Genomic DNA, 23,898 nt, shown 5'->3' on the forward strand with positions numbered 1-23,898 from the left:
GCTTTGTAGATGCTTTTTTTTAGGTTTTTCAGATATGTAGATGTAAATTTGCCCCGAATTAACATTTTAAATTTTTTAAAAATGACAGAAAAACAAATTTTAGCAAAAATCGACAAATGGGACAACGATGACAGAATTTCAGCCATCATCGAGTTTGTGGAGGCGTTGCCCGTAGAAGAAAAAACACCTGCCGTACTGAGCGAACTCGGACGTGCGTACAACAATTTCTATTGGCTTGACCCTTCAGAAAAAAATCGAGAATATCTGCAAAAAGCCGTAAGCGTTTTCAATTATATCAAAGACGATATTAATCCGAAAAGTTGGCATTATCGCATTGGGTATGCATATTATTTTTTGGACAACATCGAAAAGGCAACAGAACATCTTTCGCAAACCGAAGAGTGCAACGCCAAAGAATTGCTTTCTTATCTTTCGATTGCCGTGGAAAAAGGGCTTAAACCTACGGAAGTAGCTCCGAGAGGCGAACTTAAATTCGAGTTTTTGTTGGAGCATTTTATAAAAGAAACCCAAACAAAAGCCGCTCCTTTGGCGGGTGTGTTGGCTCCCGGCGTTTCTGATGCCGAATTAGACAATTTTGAGCAAAAAATCGGAATAAAACTGCCTGAGTATTTCCGTACACTTCACAAAACTTTCAGCGGACAAACCGATAATAATGTACATTTTTTCAATAATCAACAGCGTTTTGTGGCTCTTTCGGAAATTGAAGCGATGCAACAACGATGGTTGGATTTCGTGGTGAAAAATTACGGCAACAATTGGCAAAAGAAACAACTATCCGCAGACGATTTTTTAGATGATGATATTATTAAAAATCAATTATTTAGCAAAAAATGGATTCCCCTTTTGGTTCGCACCAACGACCAAGGTATTGAGGAATTTCTTTGCTTTGATTTTGATGCTATCGAAAAAGAAGATTTCGGGCAACTTATCGGCATATTGCCTAATCAGGAGCTTGAGAGTTATTTTATTGACTATGTGGAACAAAGCGTTTGGATGTGGTTTTACAACACTACCAATAGCATTTCCAGTGGAGAAATCGCTTACGATGAGGAGATTAACTCATTGATGTTCAGCAATGATAACGAAGGTTCGTTTGCACCAGCCTATTACGAAGAAGATGACCGATTGGCTTTGGAGGATTACATTTCGGAGCATTTGGGCAAGTTTGACGATGTGCTTCACGAATTGGTTTCGCCTGATATTCATTGTGATATATACGTTATAAAACCTATGCCAGAACGAAATTATTACACTTTGGTAACGGGCGGTATGGGAGCTTTTGACATGTTTGTCCCAGAAGGATATCAAGGAGCTATCAATACCGAACTGATGATTCACCTCCCTGCCTATTGGAATGTGAAAAGCGAGGAAGAAAAAGATTATTGGCCCATTCGCTGGCTGAAAATTTTAGCGAGATTGCCTATCGAACAGCAAACGTATTTGGGTTGGGGACACACCATTCCGACGGGCGAACCTTTGGAAGGAACGCAGTTTGATTGTTTTATGCTTATCGGGGCAGAAGATAAAAACAACGAAAACGCACTTGCTTCACTCCCAAGCGGACGCGAGGTACAATTCTTTACCTTAGTTCCTTTGTACGAACAAGAAACACTCTTCAAATTGGAAAATGGAGCAGAGGCTCTTACCGAGTTGTTTGAAGAAAAAAATATTCCTTATCCGCCAATAGTTGATGTAAATAGACCCAATATATGTCCTGACTACCAAGCATTGGAAAACAATAGTGCTTTGAACGATATCGCTTGGGCATTTAATCATACCAATTATCTTGGGCTTATGGCTTTCTGGGAAGATGTACGAGCGTATAATGATGAAATTGAGCAAGATTTGGAAGATTTCAATCCGTTTGCAACCATTTTCAATACTCCGAAAGTAAAAGTGATTTACGAAGCTTGGGTAAAAAATGAAAAAGCCTTGTTCGCAATGGAACAATTTGTAGAAAGCCCCGAAGATATTTTTGATGAAGATAATGAAGAAGACGGACTTTATCAGGCAGAAATCATAGCCGAATTTACTGCTGGTGACAACAATAGCTTTGGAGCGTTGGAATTGCTTTGGAACATTCATAACTGCTTGCAAAACAAAGAACTCGGTGACCATATTTTCTTTGAAGGCTTCCAAATAGAAGGTTACGAAGAAGACGGAACTCCTGTTTTGTACTTGTATTTAGGCTCGTGATGAAGTTGTAAATAACAAAAAAGGGCGAAAAGTTTTTTTCGCTCTTTTTTGAAAATTCGTAAATACACTCATTTGTAGTAGTTTATAATTTTAAAAATATTTTTTTAAGTAGTTTTTATATTTTTAATTTGCATTTAAAAAAATCTTCTTACATTTGCACCCGAAAATTATTGTCTAATATAATAAACAACGAAGAAAATGCGTGTACTAAATTTTACATCTACAATTACTTTCTCACGAAATCGTGAGTCGTTTCTTCGTGCTTCTCAATATTAACAGAACATTACAAAACAATATATTCAAGCCCGAAGATTCCAAAATTTTTGGGCTTTTTTGTGTCTTATCTGCACGGAAATCCCTGAAAAACTTAGAAAAAAATAAAATATAAAAGCTGTTGAGCTAATAAGGTTGTATTTTTTATAAATACATCTATATCTGAATGTTACAGCATATTTTTAGAAAAGAATAATGGGAAATTCATACATAGAAACTTCTCGAATTCGTTCCAAACGAACCAAAATACGATTAAAAAAGGAAGATTTCGAGAAATATATTCGTCAGCAAAATAAACTATGGCGAAAACTTTGGAAAATGCGTCAGGAGATTCCGTTGGTGCCACTTCCTGAGCCTTATCAAAAGGGATTTGTGCGTTTTTTTGTACTTCGGGACGATATAGCTCGGAGTAAAAGTGCCGATTTTTTCAATCAAATTTTAGAAAAAATCAATACTTACCAATATTCCGACAATCGTAAATTTCTGAAAAAGAAACGAAAACGAGGCAAAAAAATACAAGTTCCACGCGAACAAAAGTTACACAAAATCATCGAATGGCAGTTTCCAAAATATAAAAAATTGGAATTTGACGAGAAGGAACAAGCCTATTTCATAAAAACCGAAGAATACAATCCGCAGCGGAAATCTTTTGAGACTTTTTACGAATTTCGAGAGCCGTGGCGATTCGTTTTGCGTGTAAAGCCTTATATGATAACGCATTACAAACCTTTGGATATTGATTTGGAACGAGAACTTGCTCAGTTGAATAAGTTTTTGGACAATTACAAAGTTCGTGGAATTATACAGAAAAAAAACGTTGGGCATAGCTACGCTTGGAAAGATATTGAGAAGAAAAAAGGTAAGGAAAAATACAAAAATCCATTGCGGAATTTTAACTTTAAAAACCTTAATAATTCAGCAATGGAACTGGCAGAAATGCTTTTAAATTTTAAGTAACAATAAAAAATAAAGAAACAAAAAATCATATAGAAAAAATGTATCAATTGGAAATTCAGAAGAATGATTTGATTTTTGAATTTCAGAAATTGCCCCTTAATGAGCAAGTTAGCGTTCTTAATGAAAAGCTGGATTTAAAAAATTACAACAAATGCAAAACAGACTTTTTGTTAGATATTTTAAACAGATACTAGATTGACAATCAAGTATTAATACAGATTTGGAAAAACTGGCTGGGAACAACTCTGATGCACGAATTTAACAAGCGAGAGGGAATAATCTCCTTTTTTGGTTCAAATCCTGAATTGAAGTCAGTGATGATTTCAGAAATTTTTGATTTTATTGAGCAATATTTAGTTGTGCAATATTCTGACAATGAAAGTTATGCTGATGAAATTATCGTTTGTAATGCGGTTTTGCTTTTGTGGGATTTAGGTTATAAAAACGCCTTGCAATCGCTTATTAGAAAATATCAAACCGTTTGCGACGAATATTTCGATGAAGAAGATTATCAAAAAATTGAGAATATTACAGAAAATGAAGGTTAAATATAGTAAGAATAAAGACTGTCTGATTTTTTCAGACAGCCTGATTTTTATCTAAACATAATGCTTTATGTATTTATTTCTTACCTTCTAAAAAAGCTCCACAAAAGCATCAGCAAGGCGAGGCATCGCTCCGTGTTGTTGGCATACGTAAGCAGCGACTTCCACAGCTAACTGATGCGCTTCCTCAATACTTTTGCCATTGAGATATGCTGCTACAAAAGCTGCCGTAAAAGAATCTCCAGCACCTACCGTATCGGCTACGTGTACTTTCGGCGAAGGCAGAAATGACGTTTTGGTATCGGTAAAAACATAGCTTCCTTGTGTTCCTTTGGTCAAAATCAGAATTTTTAAATTGTATTCTTGTAATAATCTGGTGCAAATAGCTTCTTCTGTTCCGTTCCACCCGAAAAGAGTTGCGATTTTAACCACTTCCTCATCATTGAGCTTCATCATATTTGCCAGAAGTAACGATTCGTGAATGACTTCTTGAGTATAATAGTCTAATCTCAAATTAATGTCAAATATTTTCAGACTATCCTCAGGCATAGCTTGTACAAACTTACGGATTGTAGCCCGTGACACTTCGCTACGCTGTGCCAATGAACCAAAACAAACCGTTTGTGTGTTTTTTGCCAAATTCTCGGTTCGGGCTGTGAATGGGATATTATCCCACGCTACATTCTGGCATATCTCATATTGCGGAATACCTGCTCCACTGAGTGTTATTTGCACCGTTCCTGTTGGGTAATCGGTTGTTTCGAGCAGATAATTTAGATTTTTTTCTTCTAAACTTTGCAGAATTTCTTTGCCCAAAAGGTCTTCGCCAATGGCACTTACCGCATAGCCGTTAAACCCAAATTGCGATATGTGATATGCGAAATTGGCAGGTGCTCCGCCTAATACTTTCCGTTCAGGGAAAACGTCCCAAAGGATTTCTCCTAATCCTACAACTATATTTTTCATTGGCTTATTTTTTTCGTTTTTTGTGTTTTTGTGAATACCACCACAGATACAGCAAATATCGTAAATAATATTGATATGATAAACAAAATATTTGAATATTTTTAGTTATTATACAAAATAAATATGAATGTTTTATTGATTTACTTTTTCTCTCAAATTCAGAGTCATCAAAATCAGATATGCCACACCGATACTAAGTACCGCCAAAGCTCCCATTTGTGAAGCCGTCATATCCGAAGCTATTCCCATAAAGAACGGAAAAACAGTCCCTCCGAAAAGCCCCATAATCATCAGTCCTGAAACCTCATTTTTCTTATCTGGCTTATGTAATAAGGCTTGCGAGAAGATTATCGGGAAGATATTCGAGTTCCCAAAACCTACCAAAGCCACCGCTACATACAATGCCGTTTTGCTATCGAAAATAAAAAATCCTGCCATCGCGATAATCATACAAGCTACGCTCAGCCCAAAGAACTTTTTGGGAGAAAACACTGACAGGATAAACGCTCCACTGAAACAACCTATCGTTCTGAATAAGAAATATACACTTGTGGCATACATCGAGTCGTCCAGCGGAATGTTTAAGCGTTCTTGTAGAAGTTTAGGAGCGGTTACGTTTACCCCAACATCAATTCCTACGTGGCACATAATTCCGATGAAGCACAGAAGTATGAATTTGTCTCCCAAGAGGGCGAAACATTCCGCAAAAGAAGCATTTTTGCTATCGGTTTTCTCTTCGTCAATAGAGGTAAAACCAAGCCACAGAATAGCTATCACCGAAACAATAGCAAACAAAGGAAATAACAATTTCCAATTTTCAAACATCAATGCAAAACGAATCATCAAAATAGTAGCAATAAACGAGGCTATCGCTTTGACAAACTGCCCAAAGGTAAGTGAACTTGCCAATTTATCACCTTTCACAATACTCGAAAGAAGCGGATTAAGAGATACTTGCATTAATGTATTTCCAATTCCTAACAATGAAAATGAAATGAGCATAGAGATATACGAATAATTAATAAAGGGAATTATAAGCGAAATCGCTGTCACGATAAGACTCAAAATCACAGTTTTACGCCTTCCGATTTTACCCATAAGCACACCCGTAGGCACAGAGAAAAGCAAAAACCAAAAGAATACAATAGAAGGCAGAATATTCGCTATCGTTTCGCTTAACTGGAAATCGGCTTTCACGTAATTGGTCGCTGCTCCCACCAAATCAACAAATCCCATACAGAAAAATGCTAACATAACAGGGAGTAAAGTCATTAAATTATTTTTTTGTGTCATTTTTTTCTATTTTAAGTTATAAACTGATATGTTTTCTACATTAATTTTCCCTTTTTGAACATCAAACGATAATGAATTATATGTTTCAGTAGGGAGATAGTATTAGTTTGTACTAATTCTCCGTCATTTATGAAGATTTCTGTTAAGTTTTTATCAATGAATAATCTTATTTTGTATGATTTCTTATTTACCAAAGGTGATTTTATAATTTCTGAAGCGAAATTATTACTAAAATTTACATTTCCACTTTTGGAACGATCGAATTCAAGTGTTTTTTTGTTCAAATCAAAGATGAAACGTACTTCTTCATTATTCTGATTAAACAATTTGAACTCAAATACCGAACTTTGCTCAGGTTTTACAACGAACTCTACTTCGTAAGCTCCTTGATTTTCTTTGAGCAATCTTTCAATGATATAATTCGTATCAACAATCTTATTTTCAAATTTTTCGGTAGTGCGGCGTAGATTTTCTAACTCTCTCACAGGCATACTATTTACTACTAAATGTTCACCATTGTGAGTTAATTTGAGTTCACGAGCAATGGTCATTGCACTTCGGAAGTGTTCCGTAGGTATATTGTTTGCATAATCCCAGTTGCTCATCCACCCGATAAAAAGGCGACGTCCGTCTTCACGTGGTATGTTGCTCCACGTAACACCCGCATAGTTATCACGTCCATAGTCAAGCCACAGCGGATAGTTCATCAGGTTTGAATGTTTTTCCATCAAAATCACCAATGAAATACTGCGTAGCACTTCCTCCATTAGGTCCGCCTGGGTTGATGCTTACGAAAAGTATCCATTTTGTTTTTCCATCATAAGTAAGTGGGAACAAATCAGGACATTCCCAAACGCCTCCGTGAGCTCCTAAGCCTTCACCGAATTCGCTAAGCTTTTCCCATTGTTTGAGATTTTTAGAGCCGTAAAAGGTAATCGTTTGCGAAGTAGCCAGTGACATAATCCATTGTTGGGTAGCATCGTGCCAAAATACTTTTGGGTCACGGAAGTCAACGATATTAGGGTCAGTAAGTACTGGATTTTGTGCATAAGGTGTGAATGTGCGTCCGTTATCAGTGCTGTATGCTATGGATTGGGTTTGGTTTTTTCCTGCCGAAGTATAGATAGCAATAATGGCATCTCTACCAAATCCTGCCGTATTGTTCTTATCTGCAATGGCACTTCCTGAGAAAATTGTTCCCAATGCATCTGGGCTTATTGCTGTAGGAAGATATTCCCAATGTACTAAGTCACGGCTTACGGCGTGTCCCCAGTGCATATTCCCTCATTTGGTTCCATAAGGATTGTACTGAAAATAAAGATGATATTCTCCATTGTGATATACCATTCCGTTCGGGTCATTCATCCAGCCATATTGCGGTGTGAAGTGATAGAGTGGGCGATAGGTTTCATTATAATTGAACTCATAGGTAGCTACCTGTTTTATTTCTTTATAGCCTATGTCAGTAGTTTTCAGGGAGCTGAAAAGCAGTGCCACTTGTTGCTTGTTGTATTCCTTAACTGGGATAGGTATCCAATAATCTATTTTTGATTGTGCCAGTCGGATATCAATCGCTTCTCCTATTGGTTTGTTATCGACCAGTAAGCGGATTTTAGTCTCGGGAGCTTCATTTTCTATTGGTATGAGCAGAAAATTATTATCAATTGTAAATGAAAGAGTATGATCCGTCATAAAAATACTTTTAGATTCGTTACTTTGTTCTATTTGGTCAATGAGGATATGTCCCCAGCTACCTCGTTGATTATCTACGATGCGTACCACAGCGGTCTTTCCGCCATAGTTCTGTACGTCCCACGATTGCCATTGTAGTGTTTCACTCTCTATCAAAGGGTGTGTCTTGTAAATACTTTGTCCATCGATTAGCAGTTCAATATATGTTTCTTGATGGGTTCCGCCACCGATAAGGAAGTTTATATACTTTCCGTTTATCGTGAAAGGATTTGAAGTAAGTACGCCTCTGGCATCGTCTCCGCCGTTGAAGCTATTTATCAGGAATTTTCCCTCAAATCCGCTTACGGATTGCTGTCCTGAATAGCTGCCTTGTGCAGGTGCGTCTCCGAAAGCGTCTCCTTCTATAGTCCATTGATTATAATTCCCTGACTCGAAATCATCTATAATCTTATCTTGAGATGCTGTACACCCTATAAGAGTAATGGCAAATATACCATTTAATATAAATTGTTTCTTCATTTGTGTATATTTATTAGTTTATATTTGTTTTGAAAGTACATCACAAACAGCATTTATTATTTGATTGTTTTCCGCAGAAGAAAAGCTATTTTTATCTGTTGTCATTTTGTTTTTCTTTATGGTAAAGAACTTATATATGAGCTATCTATGATATTCTGTAAGTGTTTATTTTGAAATTTTTACGTCTGAAAACGTTACTGCTCCATCGTTGGTAAATATACCCCAAGTATTTTGATTCATTCGGTAACAGCGTACTGATAATGCAGTTTGGTTATTTACATAAATGGTAGCCACAGAGCCTTCTACAATAAGTGTAACATCAAATACCTTATCCGTAAGGATAGGTAGATGCACTGATGCAATGCTTACGAGCGACTGCTCTCGTGTATTTCTGTTGAAACTAAGTGTTTTTCCTTTTAGGTCGAAGAGCAAATCATAACTTTCGCGTAGGTTTCCACAAGCCCCAACTTTAATACCAAATTGTGTAGCAGTATCTGCCGTGATGCGGGTTGTTATCTTCTGAGGAGTTTTTTCCAATCTTTCAAAAACCTTAACCTCTAAGCCACTAAGTGAAAATGTCCCTACCGGCTTATCATTAGATAATTTACTTGCTAATATATTAGCAACCCCGACACGTAATGTACCATCATCGTTCTGTGATAGTTGATGCACGGCAAGAGAACCACCCCAACTCAAATCACTACCATCGTTATACGCATTGCGAGTAGGTATCCACCCTGTTAAATATCTGTTTTCCCCATTGGAGATAGTCTTTCCTCCATAGAAAAGGTCTCCGTCGAGAGCATCGTTTGAGGGTATTATCCAATCAGAATTACCTATTTTACGATAGCGATAAAGTATTTTCCTATTTTTATTTGCCCAATCCCAATTGGAATAAACTAAATACTGATACTGACCCATAGTAAATACATCGGGGCATTCCAATACTCGCTCACTATTATAGTAAAAAGGGCTTTGGAGTTGCCAATGAATCAAGTCTGAAGATGTATAATGAGCTATGACGGCTTGCCAATCGTTCACTTCAGGTATGTATCCCCTTGTGGTAACAAGCATATTAAAGGTATTTCCATCTTTAAATACGTAAGGGTCACGGAACTCATTAGCATCGTAATTATCTGATGCTTGTAAGCTAAAGTCATTTTTCTTTTGCCAAGATATTAAATCCGTTGAGGTGGCTAAGTGTATCTTCTCCTTTGGATTAAGATTCCCATTGTGGGCAGTATAGAAAGCATAGTATGTTTCATTATGTTTTATAACAGAACCTGTACCTAATGCATCTTCTTGTGAGTTATCCGCTCCACAAGGAATAACTTTCCCTTTGTCTTCATAGGTAAATAGGTCGGTAGTTGTAGCTAAGTACCAAGGGTGAAAGGTTTCTCCAGCAGGTCGCGTATCGTGAAGATAGTATATATAGAACTTTCCGTTATCATAAAAAGGCATAGGGTCACCTACCCACGCTTTTTTCGGTCTGAAAAAAGTATGATAATCTGCCTCTGCATCATATATGTCATAACAGGTAGAGGCTTCGGGTGCTGCGTTAGGGTCATTGCTCGTGAAGTTATCATCTAAACTGCACGATGTAACTCCTAATAGATTACAGATTATATCTAAATGAATATATTTTTTCATTATTATGTTATGTTAAAGATGTTTGTTACAATATTTTGTCATTATTTCTCTATAAGAATAATTATAATCTAGATTGTATATTACTTTTCCTAAATCGGAAAAGCATTATTCTACTAAGAATACTTCTTTTCCTAAATCGGAAAAGTGTTATACTACTAAGAATACTTCTTTTTCTAAATCGGGAAAGTGTTATTCTATCAAGAATTCTTCTTTTCCTAAATCAGTAAAGTATTATTTTACTAAAAATTTTTCTTTTCCTAAATCAGGAAAGTATTATTCTACTAAGAATTTTTCTTTTTCTAAGTCAGTAAAGTATTATTCTATCAAGAATTCTTCTTTTCCTAAATCGGAATGATATAAAACTATACTTTAAAAGAACGTTCTTATTTGGATAAATACTCAATAATATTTGTGGTTAATCTTTCGATATTACCGAAATAGGTATTTTCAGGCGAATTATCTTCGTTGTGCCAGTCGTAAGCCTCTATCCCTACACAGATAGTTTTCCCCGATGTTCCGTCAGAGGGATACTCAAATATGGCAGCTCTGTTCATCGCATCATTCCAATGAAAACTTGCTAAGTTAATTGCACCATTCTCGATAGACCAACGTGGCACATCATTGGCATAATCACCCCATTCAAAGTTCCATAAAGCATTATGTGCCTTTACCTTAGTCCCTTTGCTAATCAGGAATGCGATGTTGTTAGAACCTGCTTTTTTTGTCAGTCCTGCAAAGATAGGGTGCGATTCATTGCCTTTATAACAAATACCCCAATCATCGGCAGTAGCAAAAGGAGCGTCACCTTCTCCCCACATATTATTTACTTTTTTCCCATCTTTGGCAATTCCTAAATTGGCAACATATTGCACAGCCCACGATGATAGAAATAGAGAACCTCCAGCACGATAGTAGTTTTTTATCTTGTTGATAACCTCTGCGTTGGTAGCTTCACTTGGCAAATCTTGTGAGTCGCTATCAAGATGCCACCAAATGGTTTTATAATCCGAAAGTTTAACCTTTCCGCTTTTAATATCATCGAATGAAATATAAGTATGATTATCAAAGTTCTCACTAAACCACAGAAAAGCTTTCTTTTCATCATCATTTGTGATAGCAGAAGAAGATTTGGAAGTACCCAAGAAAGCTAATGCCTCAAACTGAGTAGGAACAAGAGTTACCACATACTTAAACTCCTCTCCAGCATATTGCATTGTATAAGTGACCGGATTTGTGAAATCGTGAGCAGTTCCTGAACTGGGACTTACCACAGCACCAGGAGTAGTCACAAAAGTGGGAGATAAATCGGTTACGGATTGCCCCATCGGATATTTGATAGTAATTTTACCAGTGGAGTTATCTATTTTTCCTTTGTAGTTTCCTATGTCGAAGGAAAGCATTTGGCTATATTGAGCTTTGACATTATAGTCCCAATATAGGTTTCCATTCAATACTCGATAGGTTTTCCCTTTCGATAGGTCGATATTAGTGGTATTGTTAGGCATAATTGTAGCTCCAGAGGGGATTTCTATTGCCACATTCATTGCAGTAAAGTCGTGCGACCAAGGTGCATATACATTTATCTCCTGCTTTGTGTGGTCAATAATCCCTTCAATAGTGTTATTGACTTTAAAGGATACTATATAAGGTTCTTTGTCTATTATCAAATTCCCTTCGTGGTTTTTGTTACAGGCGATAGCTACCGCCAATAGTGTAAGTCCTTTGCAAATAGTGATTACTGATTTCATATATTTCTGATTAAAATCCGACATTTTGTTTGTAAATTCCCCTCACGTACCCGATTTGGTTTTGTGGTATAGGGATGTATTCATTCTTATTTTTGGTAAATCGAGCGTTGCTGTATATAACTGGGCGACGTGTTGCCTCTGTAGTATAATAGGTATTCATCACTTCATCAGCGATTCCCCATCGCACTAAATCAAAGAAACGCTGTCCTTCCATAGCAAATTCCAATCGTCTTTCCCAGCGAAGTGCTTGTCGGGCTACCTCTTGTTTCCACGTGATGTTAGCACCAGGTACGTACGTAGCGATTTGGATGTTGGGGGCATAGCCTATCAATGAAATACTTTGTGCTGCTCTTTGGCGTACTTGGTTTATGTATTGTAGTGCTTCCTCGTGTCGATTAAGCTCTATGAGTGCTTCGGCACGCATAAGTAACACGTCGGCATAGCGTAAAACGATTCTGTTTTTGGAATTACCTCTGAAAGGGTTGATATTCTTAAAGCAACTGCACGAAGGGTCTACGTTTTCCTTCAAGGAAGCATATACGCCGTATACATTGACATTCCTATTCCAATCCTCCTGATAAATAAGCTCGGTATTGTACTTATACGGAAGCCCTGGGATTGCTACGGTGTGGAACAAACGCGGGTCGGTTTTGTCGCTTGTAAGGTTGTAATTGTTTGTGTTGTACGTATCAAACTGAGGTACTCCATTAGTAGTTTTGAAGGCATTTACCAAATTTTGGCTTGGTTTGTGGAAATCACAGCATCCTACTTTTTGTGGAGCGGAAAGTACATCGCCCCAATTAAGCCGTCCGTACATAGTTCCGTCCTCCGCAGAATACTGAACCGCAAAGATGGACTCTTTTCCGTTCTCATACCCACCAGGGAGAAAGTTGAAAGCAAAATCGTCTTCCAATCCGTATGGGGAGCTTAGCACCTCGTTAGTATATTTGAGCACTTGGTCAAGGTCGGTAGCGTCAATTGAGGTTACATTGTTTGATTGGTCTTGTCGGTAGGCTTTGTACAAAAAGGCTTTGGCGAGATATGTTGCTGCGGCGTATTTGTTGGCACGTCCTTTTTGTGTTTGACTTGGAGGAAGCAAATCGTATGCTTTTTTGAAATCATTTGTAATCCACGCCCATTGCTCGTCATTAGGCAGTGTGTTGGGAGTTTTTTCATACTCTTTGTCGGGAGTGTTTTCATCTACAAAAGGAATATGCCCGAAAACTTGTTTCAACATAAAATAGAAATGTCCTCGCAAGAAATACATTTCGCCCATACGTACATTTTTCAATGGTAAGTCGGCTTCTGAAATTTTTTGTAAAGCAGCCAGAGCGGTATTGGTACGTGAAATAGCTTTGTAGCAGTTGAACCATAATTTGTCTGCTTCGGCAAATGTAGGGTCAATATTCTGAGAGGTTTCGTAAAAGTGAAATGCTTGAATGTCAGAGGTGTCACTTCCTCCTTTGTACGCATCATCAGAGCGAACATTTCCGTAAGGCCAAAGGCTAAAAGGCACATCGTAATGGTCGTTTCCCAATGCAGAATATGCTGCTGTGACTAATCCTTCAACTTCGGATTGAGCCTGTTCTTGTGTCATAATTCCTTGTGGTGCATCATCAAGGAAATTACAACTTGCTAATGTAATAGCCAATGTGGTGTATAATATCTTTTTCATTTTTCTGAGAATTTAATATTAAAAAGAAGCATTAAGTCCTATAGTGAATGTCATCGGGATAGGATACCCATAGTTCGGGTTTTCAGGGTCTTGCCCTGTAAAGTTTTTACTTTTGATAGTAAATAGGTTTTGCCCACTTACATAAAAACGCAATTTACTCATTTTGAAATTCGCTAAAATATCTTTTGGTAAAGAATATCCTAATTGAACGTTACGCAGTTTTAAATACGAACCATTTTCTACATAATATGTAGAGAATCTATCTTCCTGATTGGTATTAGAATACGTAACACTCGGAATATCAGAATTGGGATTTGTTATGGGATCAAAAGCATCAAGCAGGCGTTGTCCTTTATTGGAATGTGTATCCACAGCACTCCAAAAATCTGTGTGTTTTTTTACATCATTAACAACGCTCACGTTATGTACTCCTTGTAAAAATAAAGACAAATCAAAATTTTTGTATTCCAAATTGACATTTAATCCGTAAATAAAGTCAGGATATGGGCTACCTATCCACGTGCGGTCATCTTCATCTACTACGCCGTCATTGTTTAGGTCTTTGTAGCGAATACGCCCGATGGCTTTTCCGTTTTGCAATGAATGTTTGTCCAAATCATCTTGCGTTTTAAAGATTCCGTCAGCTACATACCCATAATGAGAACCATAAGGACGCCCAAGTATGTTATCCCATTTTCCATTTCCGCCATAGGCATTTATTACTGATTCGGGAAGTTCTGTAACTTTGTTCTTATTGGTGGAGAAGTTAGCATTGATGTCATATTTCAATCCAGATGCGGTTTCATTTCTGTAACCCACAGAAAGTTCAAAACCTTTGTTTTCCATACCCGCTCCATTTACCCACTGAGTGGCTCCCTCGCCTTTTATTCCTGCATAAGGAGGTTCTACAAGAATATCTTTTGTTTGTTTGATGTAATATTCGGCAGAACTATAGAGGGTATTATCAAAGAAAGCGAAATCAATCCCAAAGTTGGTTTGTGTAGTTGTTTCCCATTTAAGCTCTTGATTTCCGAGTCTATCGCGTTTGAATCCTGAAGCCAATTGTCCCGTTCCCTTTCCTTCAATATCGTATGAAGTATTCCAAATGGCATTCCAAATATAATCGCCTGTAACTCCGTAATATGGATTGTAAATATTGTGGATAGAATAATTGCCTATTTCTTGGTTTCCGTTTTGTCCCCAACCCAAACGCAATTTTAAGTCAGAGATGGTACCACGAAGGTTTTCCATAAAAGCCTCTTGCGAGATACGCCAGCCCAAGTTAAAGGCAGGGAACGTTCCCCAGCGGTGGTCTTTATGAAAGCGTGATGACCCATCATACCGAAGTGTAGCAGAAGCCAAATATCGGTCGGCATACGCATAGTTTATTTTACCGAAGAAAGACATCAGTTTGTACCCTGTAGCATTACCATTGCCAGTTACTGAGCCTGTTCCCAGACTTGGCCACATATAATCGGGGGTTTCGATGGCAAAATTATATGATTTTACACCGAAAGAAATATCATTTTGCTGGAACATTTCCATTCCTGCTAAGGTTTCAAAACGATTGTCTCCTATTTGAAAATCGTATGTAAGGGTGTTCGACCAATTCCATTTTGTCCAATGTGCTTGTTCAAGAGCCGATGAAGTGCGATCTTTGGTTTCTTCCAAAAATCCAGAAACGTACGAGCGATTAAGCACTCGTTTGTAGAAATTTCCGTAATCTAACCCAAAGCTGGAACGAATGTTAAACTTCTCGATAGGCTGTATATTCACGAAAGCATTCCCGAAGATACGCCAATAATTATATCTATTGTCTTGATTATCATAAACTAATCGAGCAGGATTTTGGCGGTCGTTCAGGATTTTTACAGGACCAGCCCAACCTTTTCCGTCAGCAGTATGTACGGGAATGAAAGGCACAGCAATCATCGCAGCTTCTGTAATTTGATAAGGCTGTTCTACTTCGCTGGTGCGGTTGATGGTGAAGTTTTCGCCTATGGTAATTACATCGCCCAAGAGTTTGTAATCTGAATTGATACGAGCAGAAAGCCGTGAGAAATCGGTATATTTCACCAATCCTTCGTTATTATAATATCCTAACGAGAAGAAATAATTGCCTTTTTCAGTTCCATTCATCACAGATAAGTTGTAAGATTGAGCCACTCCCATACGCGTAATTTCGTCAAACCAATCCGTATTGGAAGGAATGATAGGACGCCCTATTCTGTCATAATATTGTTTCGGAAAGTACAGATTGTTCAATGTTTTATAGCCATTGGCATCGGTAGATTCATCATAATAAATGCCTAATCCGTTGGTATTGGCATCTCTGCCGTCATTTACGGAGGCTTTCCAAAGAATTCGGGCGTATTCTTCCGAATTTAGCATTTTCATTCGTGATTGAAACATCGAAACGGTGGTGTAATGGTCGAAATCAATTTTCAATACGCCTTGTTTTCCTTTTTTGGTAGTAACGATAATTACGCCATTAGCGGCACGAGACCCGTAAATACTTGCTGCCGAAGCATCACGAAGTACCTGAATGCTTTCAATATCGTTCGAGTTTAGCTCGTGCATACCGGCTTGTGTGGGTACGCCATCGATAATGTAAAGTGGGTCGTTATTGTTAAGCGTTCCTACACCTCGGATACGAACGGTTGTTTTCCCTGCGGGATTCCCGTCGTTACTCACTTGCATACCTGCTACACGTCCTTGAAGGGCTTTTATTGGGTTATTTTCTGAAGCCGACATCATCTGGTCGACATCTACCACCGAAACAGCTCCTGTTAAATCCGCCTTACGCTCGGTTCTGTAACCCACAGTGACTACTTCTTCCAGCATCTGTGCCTCTTCTTCCAGCGAAATGTTAATTTGTTTCCTTCCCTGAACAGGCACTTCCAATGTTTTAAAACCGATATACGAAAAGGTCAAAACATCGTTTTCACTAACTCGCAATAGGTAGTTTCCGTCTATATCGGTTGAAGTACCGATAGTTTTGTCTTTTACGATAACACTTACCCCCATAAGTGGTTGGTTATCTGTTTTGGATATGACGACTCCTTTTACTTCAATTTGCTGAGCTGAAAGCCAACCAAAGCAAAAGAAACACATCCAAAACATCTGTTTCATTTTTTGTTTCATACAAGTAGAATTTTTTGTTGGATAAGTTTATATTAGTTTTAATTAAACACATAACTAATGTATGACATTAAGTATATTGCAAAGTTCCTGTTATTTAGGTAATAAGACTATAAAAAATAGGTCAAAAACAATCAAAAATGTTGCAATGAAAAAAAATATTAAATTATAAATATAATCTATTATTACATTCTATATTCAAAAAATAATCTATTTATTGGTATCATCAAAAATCTGTCAAGAAGTAATATTAAATTTTTCTAAAATAATTTTGGACTGATTTGTACATCTGAAAATAATTGTATCTTTGCCCAAAGAAAAGCATTTATGAACTTAAAATATATCGTATTGTTTAGTACTATTCTTTCTTTTTTTCAACAACTTTTGGGACAAGAAAATACTTCTAAGAAACAAGATACGCTTACTCTTAAAATTAGCTCATTTGAAGAAGCACAACAAAAAGCAGAGCAAATAATTACTCATTTATTAGAGAGCAAAACCATTCCTGGTATGTCTATTTCGGTAACCAAACAAGGTCATACAATTTGGGAGCAAGGATATGGTTGGGCTGATATAGACAATAAAAAGACTATTCGTCCAAACTCAACACTTTTTCGTATAGCAAGTGTTTCTAAGCCGTTGTCAGGAGTAAGTTTAGCCAAAATGCAGGCGCAAGGCATTATAGATTGGAACAAATCTTTGTACGAATATGTACCTTATTTTCCTAAAAAGGAATATGACTTTACTATAAAACAATTAGCAGGGCACTTAGCTGGTATACGGGGTTACAAAGGACGTGAAGTTTTTAGTAACGAATCTCTGAGTATACGTCAAGGTATCGAAATGTTTGCTAAAGATTCTTTACTTTTTGCTCCAGGAACTAAATATTTTTATAATAGTTTTGACTGGAATCTCATATCTCTTGCAATGCAAGAAGCTGCAAAGATGCCTTTTGAGCGTTATGTAAAAGAAAATGTTTTACTTCCGTTAGGAATGTACCAAACACGTGCCGATATGGGCGGAATGGTAGAAGAACAAGCTATTCCTTATACCAAAGGAAAAACATCTTTTTACAAATCGACAGAAGTGAATAATTTTTACAAACTAGCTGGTGGAGGTTTTCTCTCTACATCGCACGAAATGGCTATTCTGGGCAATGCTATTCTGGGACGAACCTTCTTACCAATAGATATTCAGAATGAAATGCTTCAATCACAATGCTTAGATACTGGTAACGAAACCGGATATGGCATTGGTTGGCAATCATCTGTTGATTGGAACAACCGACTTTATTACGGACATATTGGTAATGGAATAGGAGGATACGCTTGGTTTTATATTTATCCTGAAAATCAGGTGGTTATAGCAATGTGTTTTAATGTAACTAATCCGTCAATGGATAAATATTTACAACAAATAGTTGATTACATACTTGAAGGAGCTACATACAAATCATTTGATTCATTTGCAGATAAATACACAAAAATAGTTTGCCAGAGTGAGTTTTAAGCAAAAATAATTCCGCAGGAAGTTTTTATGCAAATCCTACGGAAATTATTCATTTTATGGAAAACATTTTACTTATTGTCTATTGCTTTATATTGATCTTTGAAATCTTTGAAAAGACTCATAAGATTAATTGTTGAGCGGATAAGCACTTTGGTCTCTAAGAGCAAACTGAAATATAATTTTGTGTTTTTCGGACTGGAATCAGTTGTGCGTATTTCTTTAATTTGTTTTTCAATAAGTGCTGAAATATCAGCTTTTATGGCATTTTCTTCGGCAATGAGTTTGGTTATTGAGTTTGAATACATTGATATGTTCAAAATCTCCAAAATAATTTGAAATTGTTTATGTATCTTTTCGGAGAGATTTTTTAAATCGCGTATTTGATTGTACTTGAGTTTTTTGTGATTATTATTCACGTGTGTATAACTCGTATCAGCAATAAATCCAATAGATTGAGACATATTGTGCAAATAATCTAATATTAAAATATAAAACTTGCTTGAAGCCACCGACCTGTCATCAAGAGATTTAATAAATCGGTAAATATTGCTTTTGAGCTCTTCAATATCAGACTCTAATGATTTAGCTTTTTTCTTGCAAGATTTCAGTTCAGCTAAGTTTTCTGTTGCCAGATGGTTAATAACATTAACAAATATGTTATCAATACGTTTAATGGCCTTAGCAATATTCTGTGAACTGATTTGTACAATTTCTTTAATGGTAATCAAATCATTATATTCAAAAATTTTAGCTCTTTCTTCTTTAGCTTCTTGCTTTTTTCGATAAATTTTGGCGCTACGAATAAGCAGAAATGTTACCAAGATCACCAATGCAATAAGTGCTATAACTTCTCCAAAGAAAAGTAAAGTCGAAACGGCAAAAGCCATAATAAAAGCAGCTCCTGCTGTCAAAAACCATCCTCCCACTACATTAAATACTCCTGCTACTCGATACACAGCACTTTCTCTACCCCAAGCGCGGTCAGCAAGCGAAGTTCCCATCGCAACCATAAAAGTAACGTATGTGGTTGATAAAGGTAGTTTTAACGAAGTTCCCATTGCTATTAACGCACTGGCAAGTACCAAGTTAACCGCTGCTCGAATCAAATCAAATGCAGGTTCTTCGGCTTTTTCTTTATTTGATTTTTTTTCTTGAGGTTTCTGAAAACGGCTATCTATTTTTCTTGATAGACTTGGCGGAATCATTTTCTCAAAAACCGTAGATGTCCAAACTGCTGAACGAACAACTACTCGTGAAAGCGCATTGGCTTCAAATTTTTCATTGGAACCTTCATCTTGTCGAGAAAGACTTACACCTGTTTCAATTACATTACGAGCCTTTTTCGAAAACCAAAGGGTTATAACCATTATGGCTCCTGCTACAAAAAGGAATATTTGTGGAGTTTGAACACTATGTCGAAGTGATTCCATTGTCATCCCTACTTCAGGAGAACCATTTGCTTGCCAAATATTGAACGAATCCCATGCCGCAATAGGTACTCCGATAAAATTTACCATATCATTTCCAGCAAAAGCCATGGCTAAACCAAACGTGCCGACTAAAATAATTACTTTAAGAATATTTACTCTGAACGAATGTAATAACTGAGAAAGAATAGTGAAACTTACAAGAAAAATACCCAAAAGTAACGGAGTATGTGTATCAACCCAAAGGTATTGTTCTTTTGACACAAAAGACACATCTTTTAATCCTTTGATTATTAGAAAGTAAAAAAGAAATGTGAGCGAAATACCTCCGAAAATTCCTGCCAAATATTTCATTTTCCCCTGATAATTGAACGTAAAGATAAGGCGTGAAATATATTGAACAATGGTTCCTATGGTAAAAGCTATCCCCACAGAGACAAATATCCCTATTATAATTTGTAAAGCTTTAGCATTATTGATATAATCAAAGACTAAATTAAGATTTTGGTCTGCACCTACTACTTTCATTACTGCTACGGCAACCGATGCTCCTAACAATTCAAAAACAATAGAAACCGTAGTTGAAGTAGGCAATCCCATTGAATTGAAAAAATCTAAAAGAATAATGTCAGTAAGCATTACTGCTACAAAAATGTACATTATTTCTTCAAAATAGAACTTCTCAGGATTGAAAATCCCTGATTTGGCTATTTCCATCATTCCGTTGGAGAAAACAGCCCCAATAGCAACTCCAATACTAGCTACAATAAGAATTGTACGAAGATTGGCAGCTTTTGACCCCACAGCCGAGTTTAAAAAATTGACAGCATCGTTACTTACTCCAACCATTAGGTCAAAAATAGCAAGCCCAAACAAGACTATCAACATAAAAATATAGATTTGCTCCATATATAATCCTTTTTTTGCAAATTTCTAAATTTTCTCCAAAAAGAACATTTCCTTAACGTTAAATAATTATTAACTCGCAAGTGTTACTCATACAATCTCTCAATGTGTGGTACAAGTTCGGGACTATGAATCGTTCTACTTACAATAATTCCATTTTTGTCAATGAGAATACTTGTAGGTAACCAACGAATGGCATAAGTTTGTGGAGCATCTGCTTTCCAATTGCCTTCTACTAATCCGTGGTGCCATGTAAGTCTATCTTTTTCAATAGCTTTGAGCCAGCTTTGGTAATCACTATCAAGAGAAATACCCAATATAGTAAAATTTCGGTCTTTATATTGATTGTATAGTTCTACTAATAGCGGATTTTCTTTTCGACAATCAGGGCACCACGAAGCCCAAAAGTCAACCAGTACAATTTTTCCTTTCAAGTCACTTAAGCGAATGGTTGTTCCCTGAGGCGTTTGTGCGATAATATCGGGAGCAGGGTTCCCTGGTTGTAGTTTTTCTAATTGTTCAATAAGATTATCCAACTCGACTACATACGTGTAAGTATTTAGCGAATTGGAAAGTTTTTCACGTAATGATTTCAGACTTTGATATTCATACAAATACGATTTGGTTGCCAAAAAATAGGCAGTAACCGGTGAATTGTTATGTGTTTGTAGCAAATGTTCTACATTTAATGCTTTGTCTTTATTTAATTGTTGGCATTCCCTGAAAAAACGAGTATTCTCACTCCCTGTGATATACTCAATATCCCATTCAGAATTGAGTTTTACCTCAATTGGAGTATTTTCTAAAAAGAAAAAAGTGCGTTTTCTGAGCGAATTCAGTTGTAATGTATATACCATTGGTTCGTTTGTTGAACCCTTGAAATGAAATTTACCTTGCGAGATTTCGGTAGAATCCACAGGGATAAATTCCCTATTTTTGTATTGCATAAGATATACTTTTCCTTTGATATCGGAAGGAATTTCGCCATTTATTACGTATTGTGAAGTGTTTTTTTGGCAAGAAACGATACCCAATGCGATACCTAACAAAGTAAAAATTTTTCTTGTCATTATGCTTGTTTTTTGATATTGCAAATATAAAAATATCTTTCAGAAAAGAAAACATTTTTGGAGAAAAAATAGAGCACTTTCGATAATCTGTTTAAAGGTTTAATATTTCTTAAATATAAATTTGCTAATTATCCATATTTATTTGAATATGAGTACGGTTTGAATAAACTTGCCAAATATTTATATTTCAGTTGTAAAATTTAGGATAATTAGTTTCAAATCAATTATTTGTGTTTTTTATGTTAAATATAAAATTTTTTTTACTTTTATTCAATATATACGGAGATTGAAATTTAATAAAAAATCTTTTGTTTTTTAAAAAAAATCAGTACCTTTGCACAAAATATATTTATTCATAACTTATGACAGCGTTTTTTAAAGCGATTCAATATTTTTTTGAAAATATAATCTTTGTCCCTCTTGACGCTATTCGTCAGTTGGAACTGAGCAATTGGTGGGTAGCCAATACCATTACTTGGATTATGATTTTTATTTTGTTTGGTTTTTTCTTTTATTGGATTGGACAATTGCATAAGTTCAACAAAGAAAAAACAGAACGTATTGATGCTACTGCGCATTCGTTTTTCAAATAATCTCAGAAAGATTTTTTAAGCCATAATAAATAGAAGCAACTCAATTATTTTTGTTGGGTTGCTGTTTTTTTATAACAAATAGTTTTGCAAAGTATGATACGAATTATCATAATATTTTTCATTTTTTTGACTCCTGTTTTTCTTCGGGGACAAACCAATGATTCCATTGTGAAACATCTTGTCAAGGTAATAGAAAACAGTTCCATTTATTCGAAAGAGAAAGAAAAATATATTCTTTCACTAAAGGCTATGCTCCAAATGAGTGATGTGTCAGAAACACAATTGTTCCATATCAACGAACAAATTAGTGAGCAATATCGAAAATACAAAGTTGATTCAGCGATTCATTATACACTGAAAAACAAAGAATTAGCAATACATTTAGGGAGTAATTTGTCTGAAAAAGTAAATTTGCAATTGGCAAAACTCTACGCAGTTAAAGGATTGTATGTAGAGTCGCGCAAACTATTAGATGCTATTGAGAAAAATAAATTAGATACACTTCTTTTACAAGAATATTACATTATAAATAACAATTTTTATAGCAATTACGGACTTAGTACCAATGACCGAACGTATTTTAAGCTAAGTGAAGAATATAGAGACTCTTTACTGATGCTCTTGCCCGAGCATAGTTTTTTATATCAATTAGAAACTTCTACAAAGAATATAGCACCTTTACAAAACTACGAATTAGCTCAAAAACAATTACTTACATTGTTAGAAAAAACACATGATGATGATCCAAATCGAGCTATTATTGCGTATTTTCTTGGGCTTATTTACAAGCGAAAAGGCAATATTAAATTGCAAGAAAAATATTTTTCTATTTCAGCTATTGCAGATATTAAAAATAGTATTAAAGACAATGCTTCTTTGCAGAGTTTAGCACTTACTTACTACGAATTGGGAGATATAGACAAAGCCTATTTATTTATCAAAGCGGCTATTGATGATGCTGTTTTTTGTAATGTTCGCTATCGAGAACAAGAAGGAACTTCTTTTTACACAATTATAAATACTGCTTACGAAGAAAAAGAACAACGTCAGAAAAAACAATTACGAAATTATCTCTTACTGATTAGTTTCTTGTCCATTGCACTTATCGGAATGCTTTGGTACGTGTATAAACAAATGAAACACCTAATACAAGTTCGTCGAGAACTCCGTCACACCAATATACAACTCAAAGAACTTAACTCTGAACTGAGTTTTATCAATCAAAGTCTGCAAGAGTCAAACCATATTAAGGAAGAATATATTGCTCATTTTTTCAATTTGTGTTCTTCGTATATTGATAAAATAGAAAACTATAGAAAATTATTGTACAAACGTGCGTTGAACAATCAGTTTCAAGAAGTAACCAAGTTGCTGAAATCAACAACTTTGGTTGAAAAAGAATTGGAAGAATTATATAAAAATTTTGATGCTATTTTTTTGAATATTTATCCGAATTTCGTTGAAGAATTTAATAATTTGCTACAACCTCAAGAACATATTTTTCCCAAAAAAGGAGAACTTCTTAACACTGAATTACGTATCTTTGCACTGATTCGTTTAGGAATTACTGACAGCTCGAAAATAGCTGATTTTCTGCGATATTCATTACGTACGGTTTATAATTATCGTGTAAAAGTGAGAAATAAATCAGCCGTTTCACGCGACGAATTTGAAGAGCAGGTGCAAAAAATAAGCGTATTTAGTACGAAAAAATAAA

General features: G+C 36.0%; 14 protein-coding genes and 1 pseudogene. 6 read left to right on the top strand and 9 right to left on the bottom strand.

Going from position 1 to position 23,898, the window contains the following annotated elements:
* Positions 1 to 81 precede the first annotated feature (81 nt).
* From OO775_RS08445 to OO775_RS08455, 3 genes are all read left to right on the top strand, one after another.
* Positions 82 to 2,217: a suppressor of fused domain protein gene (locus OO775_RS08445; RefSeq protein WP_264846646.1), complete on the top strand. Its 2,136-nt coding sequence runs from the start codon at positions 82 to 84 to the stop codon at positions 2,215 to 2,217.
* Between the two features lie 468 nt (positions 2,218 to 2,685).
* Positions 2,686 to 3,447: a hypothetical protein gene (locus OO775_RS08450; RefSeq protein ID WP_264846647.1), complete on the top strand. Its 762-nt coding sequence runs from the start codon at positions 2,686 to 2,688 to the stop codon at positions 3,445 to 3,447.
* A 248-nt stretch (positions 3,448 to 3,695) separates the two neighbouring features.
* Positions 3,696 to 3,995 (top strand): hypothetical protein, encoded by a 300-nt coding sequence (locus OO775_RS08455; RefSeq protein WP_264846648.1) that lies wholly within the window; start codon positions 3,696 to 3,698, stop codon positions 3,993 to 3,995.
* 87 nt (positions 3,996 to 4,082) lie between these two features.
* On the opposite strand, the gene OO775_RS08460 is transcribed toward OO775_RS08455, so the two are convergent.
* The 7 genes and pseudogenes from OO775_RS08460 to OO775_RS08490 all read right to left on the bottom strand — a co-directional run bounded on the left by OO775_RS08460 (position 4,083) and on the right by OO775_RS08490 (position 16,679).
* Positions 4,083 to 4,958 carry a carbohydrate kinase family protein gene (locus tag OO775_RS08460; RefSeq protein WP_264846649.1) on the bottom strand — a complete coding sequence of 292 codons (876 nt, stop codon included), beginning with the start codon at positions 4,956 to 4,958 and terminating at the stop codon, positions 4,083 to 4,085.
* 132 nt (positions 4,959 to 5,090) lie between these two features.
* Complete coding sequence (locus OO775_RS08465) at positions 5,091 to 6,251, bottom strand: MFS transporter (RefSeq protein ID WP_264846650.1); 1,161 nt, start codon at positions 6,249 to 6,251, stop codon at positions 5,091 to 5,093.
* A 6-nt stretch (positions 6,252 to 6,257) separates the two neighbouring features.
* A pseudogene (locus OO775_RS08470) lies at positions 6,258 to 8,462 on the bottom strand (glycoside hydrolase family 32 protein).
* 165 nt (positions 8,463 to 8,627) lie between these two features.
* Positions 8,628 to 10,112: a glycoside hydrolase family 32 protein gene (locus tag OO775_RS08475; protein WP_264846651.1), complete on the bottom strand. Its 1,485-nt coding sequence runs from the start codon at positions 10,110 to 10,112 to the stop codon at positions 8,628 to 8,630.
* A gap of 383 nt (positions 10,113 to 10,495) precedes the next feature.
* Positions 10,496 to 11,860, bottom strand: a complete 1,365-nt coding sequence (locus OO775_RS08480) for a DUF4960 domain-containing protein (RefSeq protein WP_264846652.1) — start codon at positions 11,858 to 11,860, stop codon at positions 10,496 to 10,498.
* A gap of 10 nt (positions 11,861 to 11,870) precedes the next feature.
* Positions 11,871 to 13,535, bottom strand: coding sequence for a RagB/SusD family nutrient uptake outer membrane protein (locus OO775_RS08485; protein ID WP_264846653.1), 1,665 nt, complete (start codon positions 13,533 to 13,535; stop codon positions 11,871 to 11,873).
* A gap of 18 nt (positions 13,536 to 13,553) precedes the next feature.
* The gene (locus OO775_RS08490; RefSeq protein WP_264846654.1) at positions 13,554 to 16,679 is read right to left on the bottom strand and encodes a SusC/RagA family TonB-linked outer membrane protein; all 3,126 of its coding nucleotides are present in this window, start codon (positions 16,677 to 16,679) and stop codon (positions 13,554 to 13,556) included.
* Positions 16,680 to 17,003: 324 nt separating this feature from the next.
* Between OO775_RS08490 and OO775_RS08495 the strand changes: the two genes are divergently transcribed.
* Complete coding sequence (locus tag OO775_RS08495; RefSeq protein WP_264846655.1) at positions 17,004 to 18,185, top strand: serine hydrolase domain-containing protein; 1,182 nt, start codon at positions 17,004 to 17,006, stop codon at positions 18,183 to 18,185.
* Positions 18,186 to 18,253: 68 nt separating this feature from the next.
* Here the strand turns inward: OO775_RS08495 and OO775_RS08500 are convergent, their stop codons facing one another.
* Positions 18,254 to 20,521, bottom strand: a complete 2,268-nt coding sequence (locus tag OO775_RS08500) for an inorganic phosphate transporter (protein ID WP_264846656.1) — start codon at positions 20,519 to 20,521, stop codon at positions 18,254 to 18,256.
* An 83-nt stretch (positions 20,522 to 20,604) separates the two neighbouring features.
* Positions 20,605 to 21,588: a TlpA disulfide reductase family protein gene (locus OO775_RS08505; RefSeq protein ID WP_264846657.1), complete on the bottom strand. Its 984-nt coding sequence runs from the start codon at positions 21,586 to 21,588 to the stop codon at positions 20,605 to 20,607.
* A gap of 362 nt (positions 21,589 to 21,950) precedes the next feature.
* Between OO775_RS08505 and OO775_RS08510 the strand changes: the two genes are divergently transcribed.
* Positions 21,951 to 22,181: a DUF6341 family protein gene (locus tag OO775_RS08510; RefSeq protein WP_264846658.1), complete on the top strand. Its 231-nt coding sequence runs from the start codon at positions 21,951 to 21,953 to the stop codon at positions 22,179 to 22,181.
* Between the two features lie 93 nt (positions 22,182 to 22,274).
* Positions 22,275 to 23,897, top strand: a complete 1,623-nt coding sequence (gene susR, locus OO775_RS08515) for a SusR family glycan utilization regulator (RefSeq protein WP_264846659.1) — start codon at positions 22,275 to 22,277, stop codon at positions 23,895 to 23,897.
* Position 23,898 lies beyond the last annotated feature (1 nt).

The sequence above is a fragment of the Capnocytophaga catalasegens genome, from assembly GCF_026005215.1.
Taxonomy (GTDB): Bacteria; Bacteroidota; Bacteroidia; order Flavobacteriales; family Flavobacteriaceae; genus Capnocytophaga; species Capnocytophaga catalasegens.

What these genes read in the sequence shown, in the direction of transcription:
- OO775_RS08475 (WP_264846651.1), bottom strand. Translation starts at nt 10,112, where the DNA reads ATGAAAAAATATATTCATTTAGATATAATCTGTAATCTATTAGGAGTT.
- OO775_RS08490 (WP_264846654.1), bottom strand. Translation starts at nt 16,679, where the DNA reads ATGAAACAAAAAATGAAACAGATGTTTTGGATGTGTTTCTTTTGCTTT.
- OO775_RS08485 (WP_264846653.1), bottom strand. Translation starts at nt 13,535, where the DNA reads ATGAAAAAGATATTATACACCACATTGGCTATTACATTAGCAAGTTGT.
- OO775_RS08460 (WP_264846649.1), bottom strand. Translation starts at nt 4,958, where the DNA reads ATGAAAAATATAGTTGTAGGATTAGGAGAAATCCTTTGGGACGTTTTC.
- OO775_RS08445 (WP_264846646.1), top strand. Translation starts at nt 82, where the DNA reads ATGACAGAAAAACAAATTTTAGCAAAAATCGACAAATGGGACAACGAT.
- OO775_RS08505 (WP_264846657.1), bottom strand. Translation starts at nt 21,588, where the DNA reads ATGACAAGAAAAATTTTTACTTTGTTAGGTATCGCATTGGGTATCGTT.
- OO775_RS08450 (WP_264846647.1), top strand. Translation starts at nt 2,686, where the DNA reads ATGGGAAATTCATACATAGAAACTTCTCGAATTCGTTCCAAACGAACC.
- susR (WP_264846659.1), top strand. Translation starts at nt 22,275, where the DNA reads ATGATACGAATTATCATAATATTTTTCATTTTTTTGACTCCTGTTTTT.
- OO775_RS08510 (WP_264846658.1), top strand. Translation starts at nt 21,951, where the DNA reads ATGACAGCGTTTTTTAAAGCGATTCAATATTTTTTTGAAAATATAATC.
- OO775_RS08495 (WP_264846655.1), top strand. Translation starts at nt 17,004, where the DNA reads ATGAACTTAAAATATATCGTATTGTTTAGTACTATTCTTTCTTTTTTT.
- OO775_RS08455 (WP_264846648.1), top strand. Translation starts at nt 3,696, where the DNA reads ATGCACGAATTTAACAAGCGAGAGGGAATAATCTCCTTTTTTGGTTCA.
- OO775_RS08480 (WP_264846652.1), bottom strand. Translation starts at nt 11,860, where the DNA reads ATGAAATCAGTAATCACTATTTGCAAAGGACTTACACTATTGGCGGTA.
- OO775_RS08500 (WP_264846656.1), bottom strand. Translation starts at nt 20,521, where the DNA reads ATGGAGCAAATCTATATTTTTATGTTGATAGTCTTGTTTGGGCTTGCT.
- OO775_RS08465 (WP_264846650.1), bottom strand. Translation starts at nt 6,251, where the DNA reads ATGACACAAAAAAATAATTTAATGACTTTACTCCCTGTTATGTTAGCA.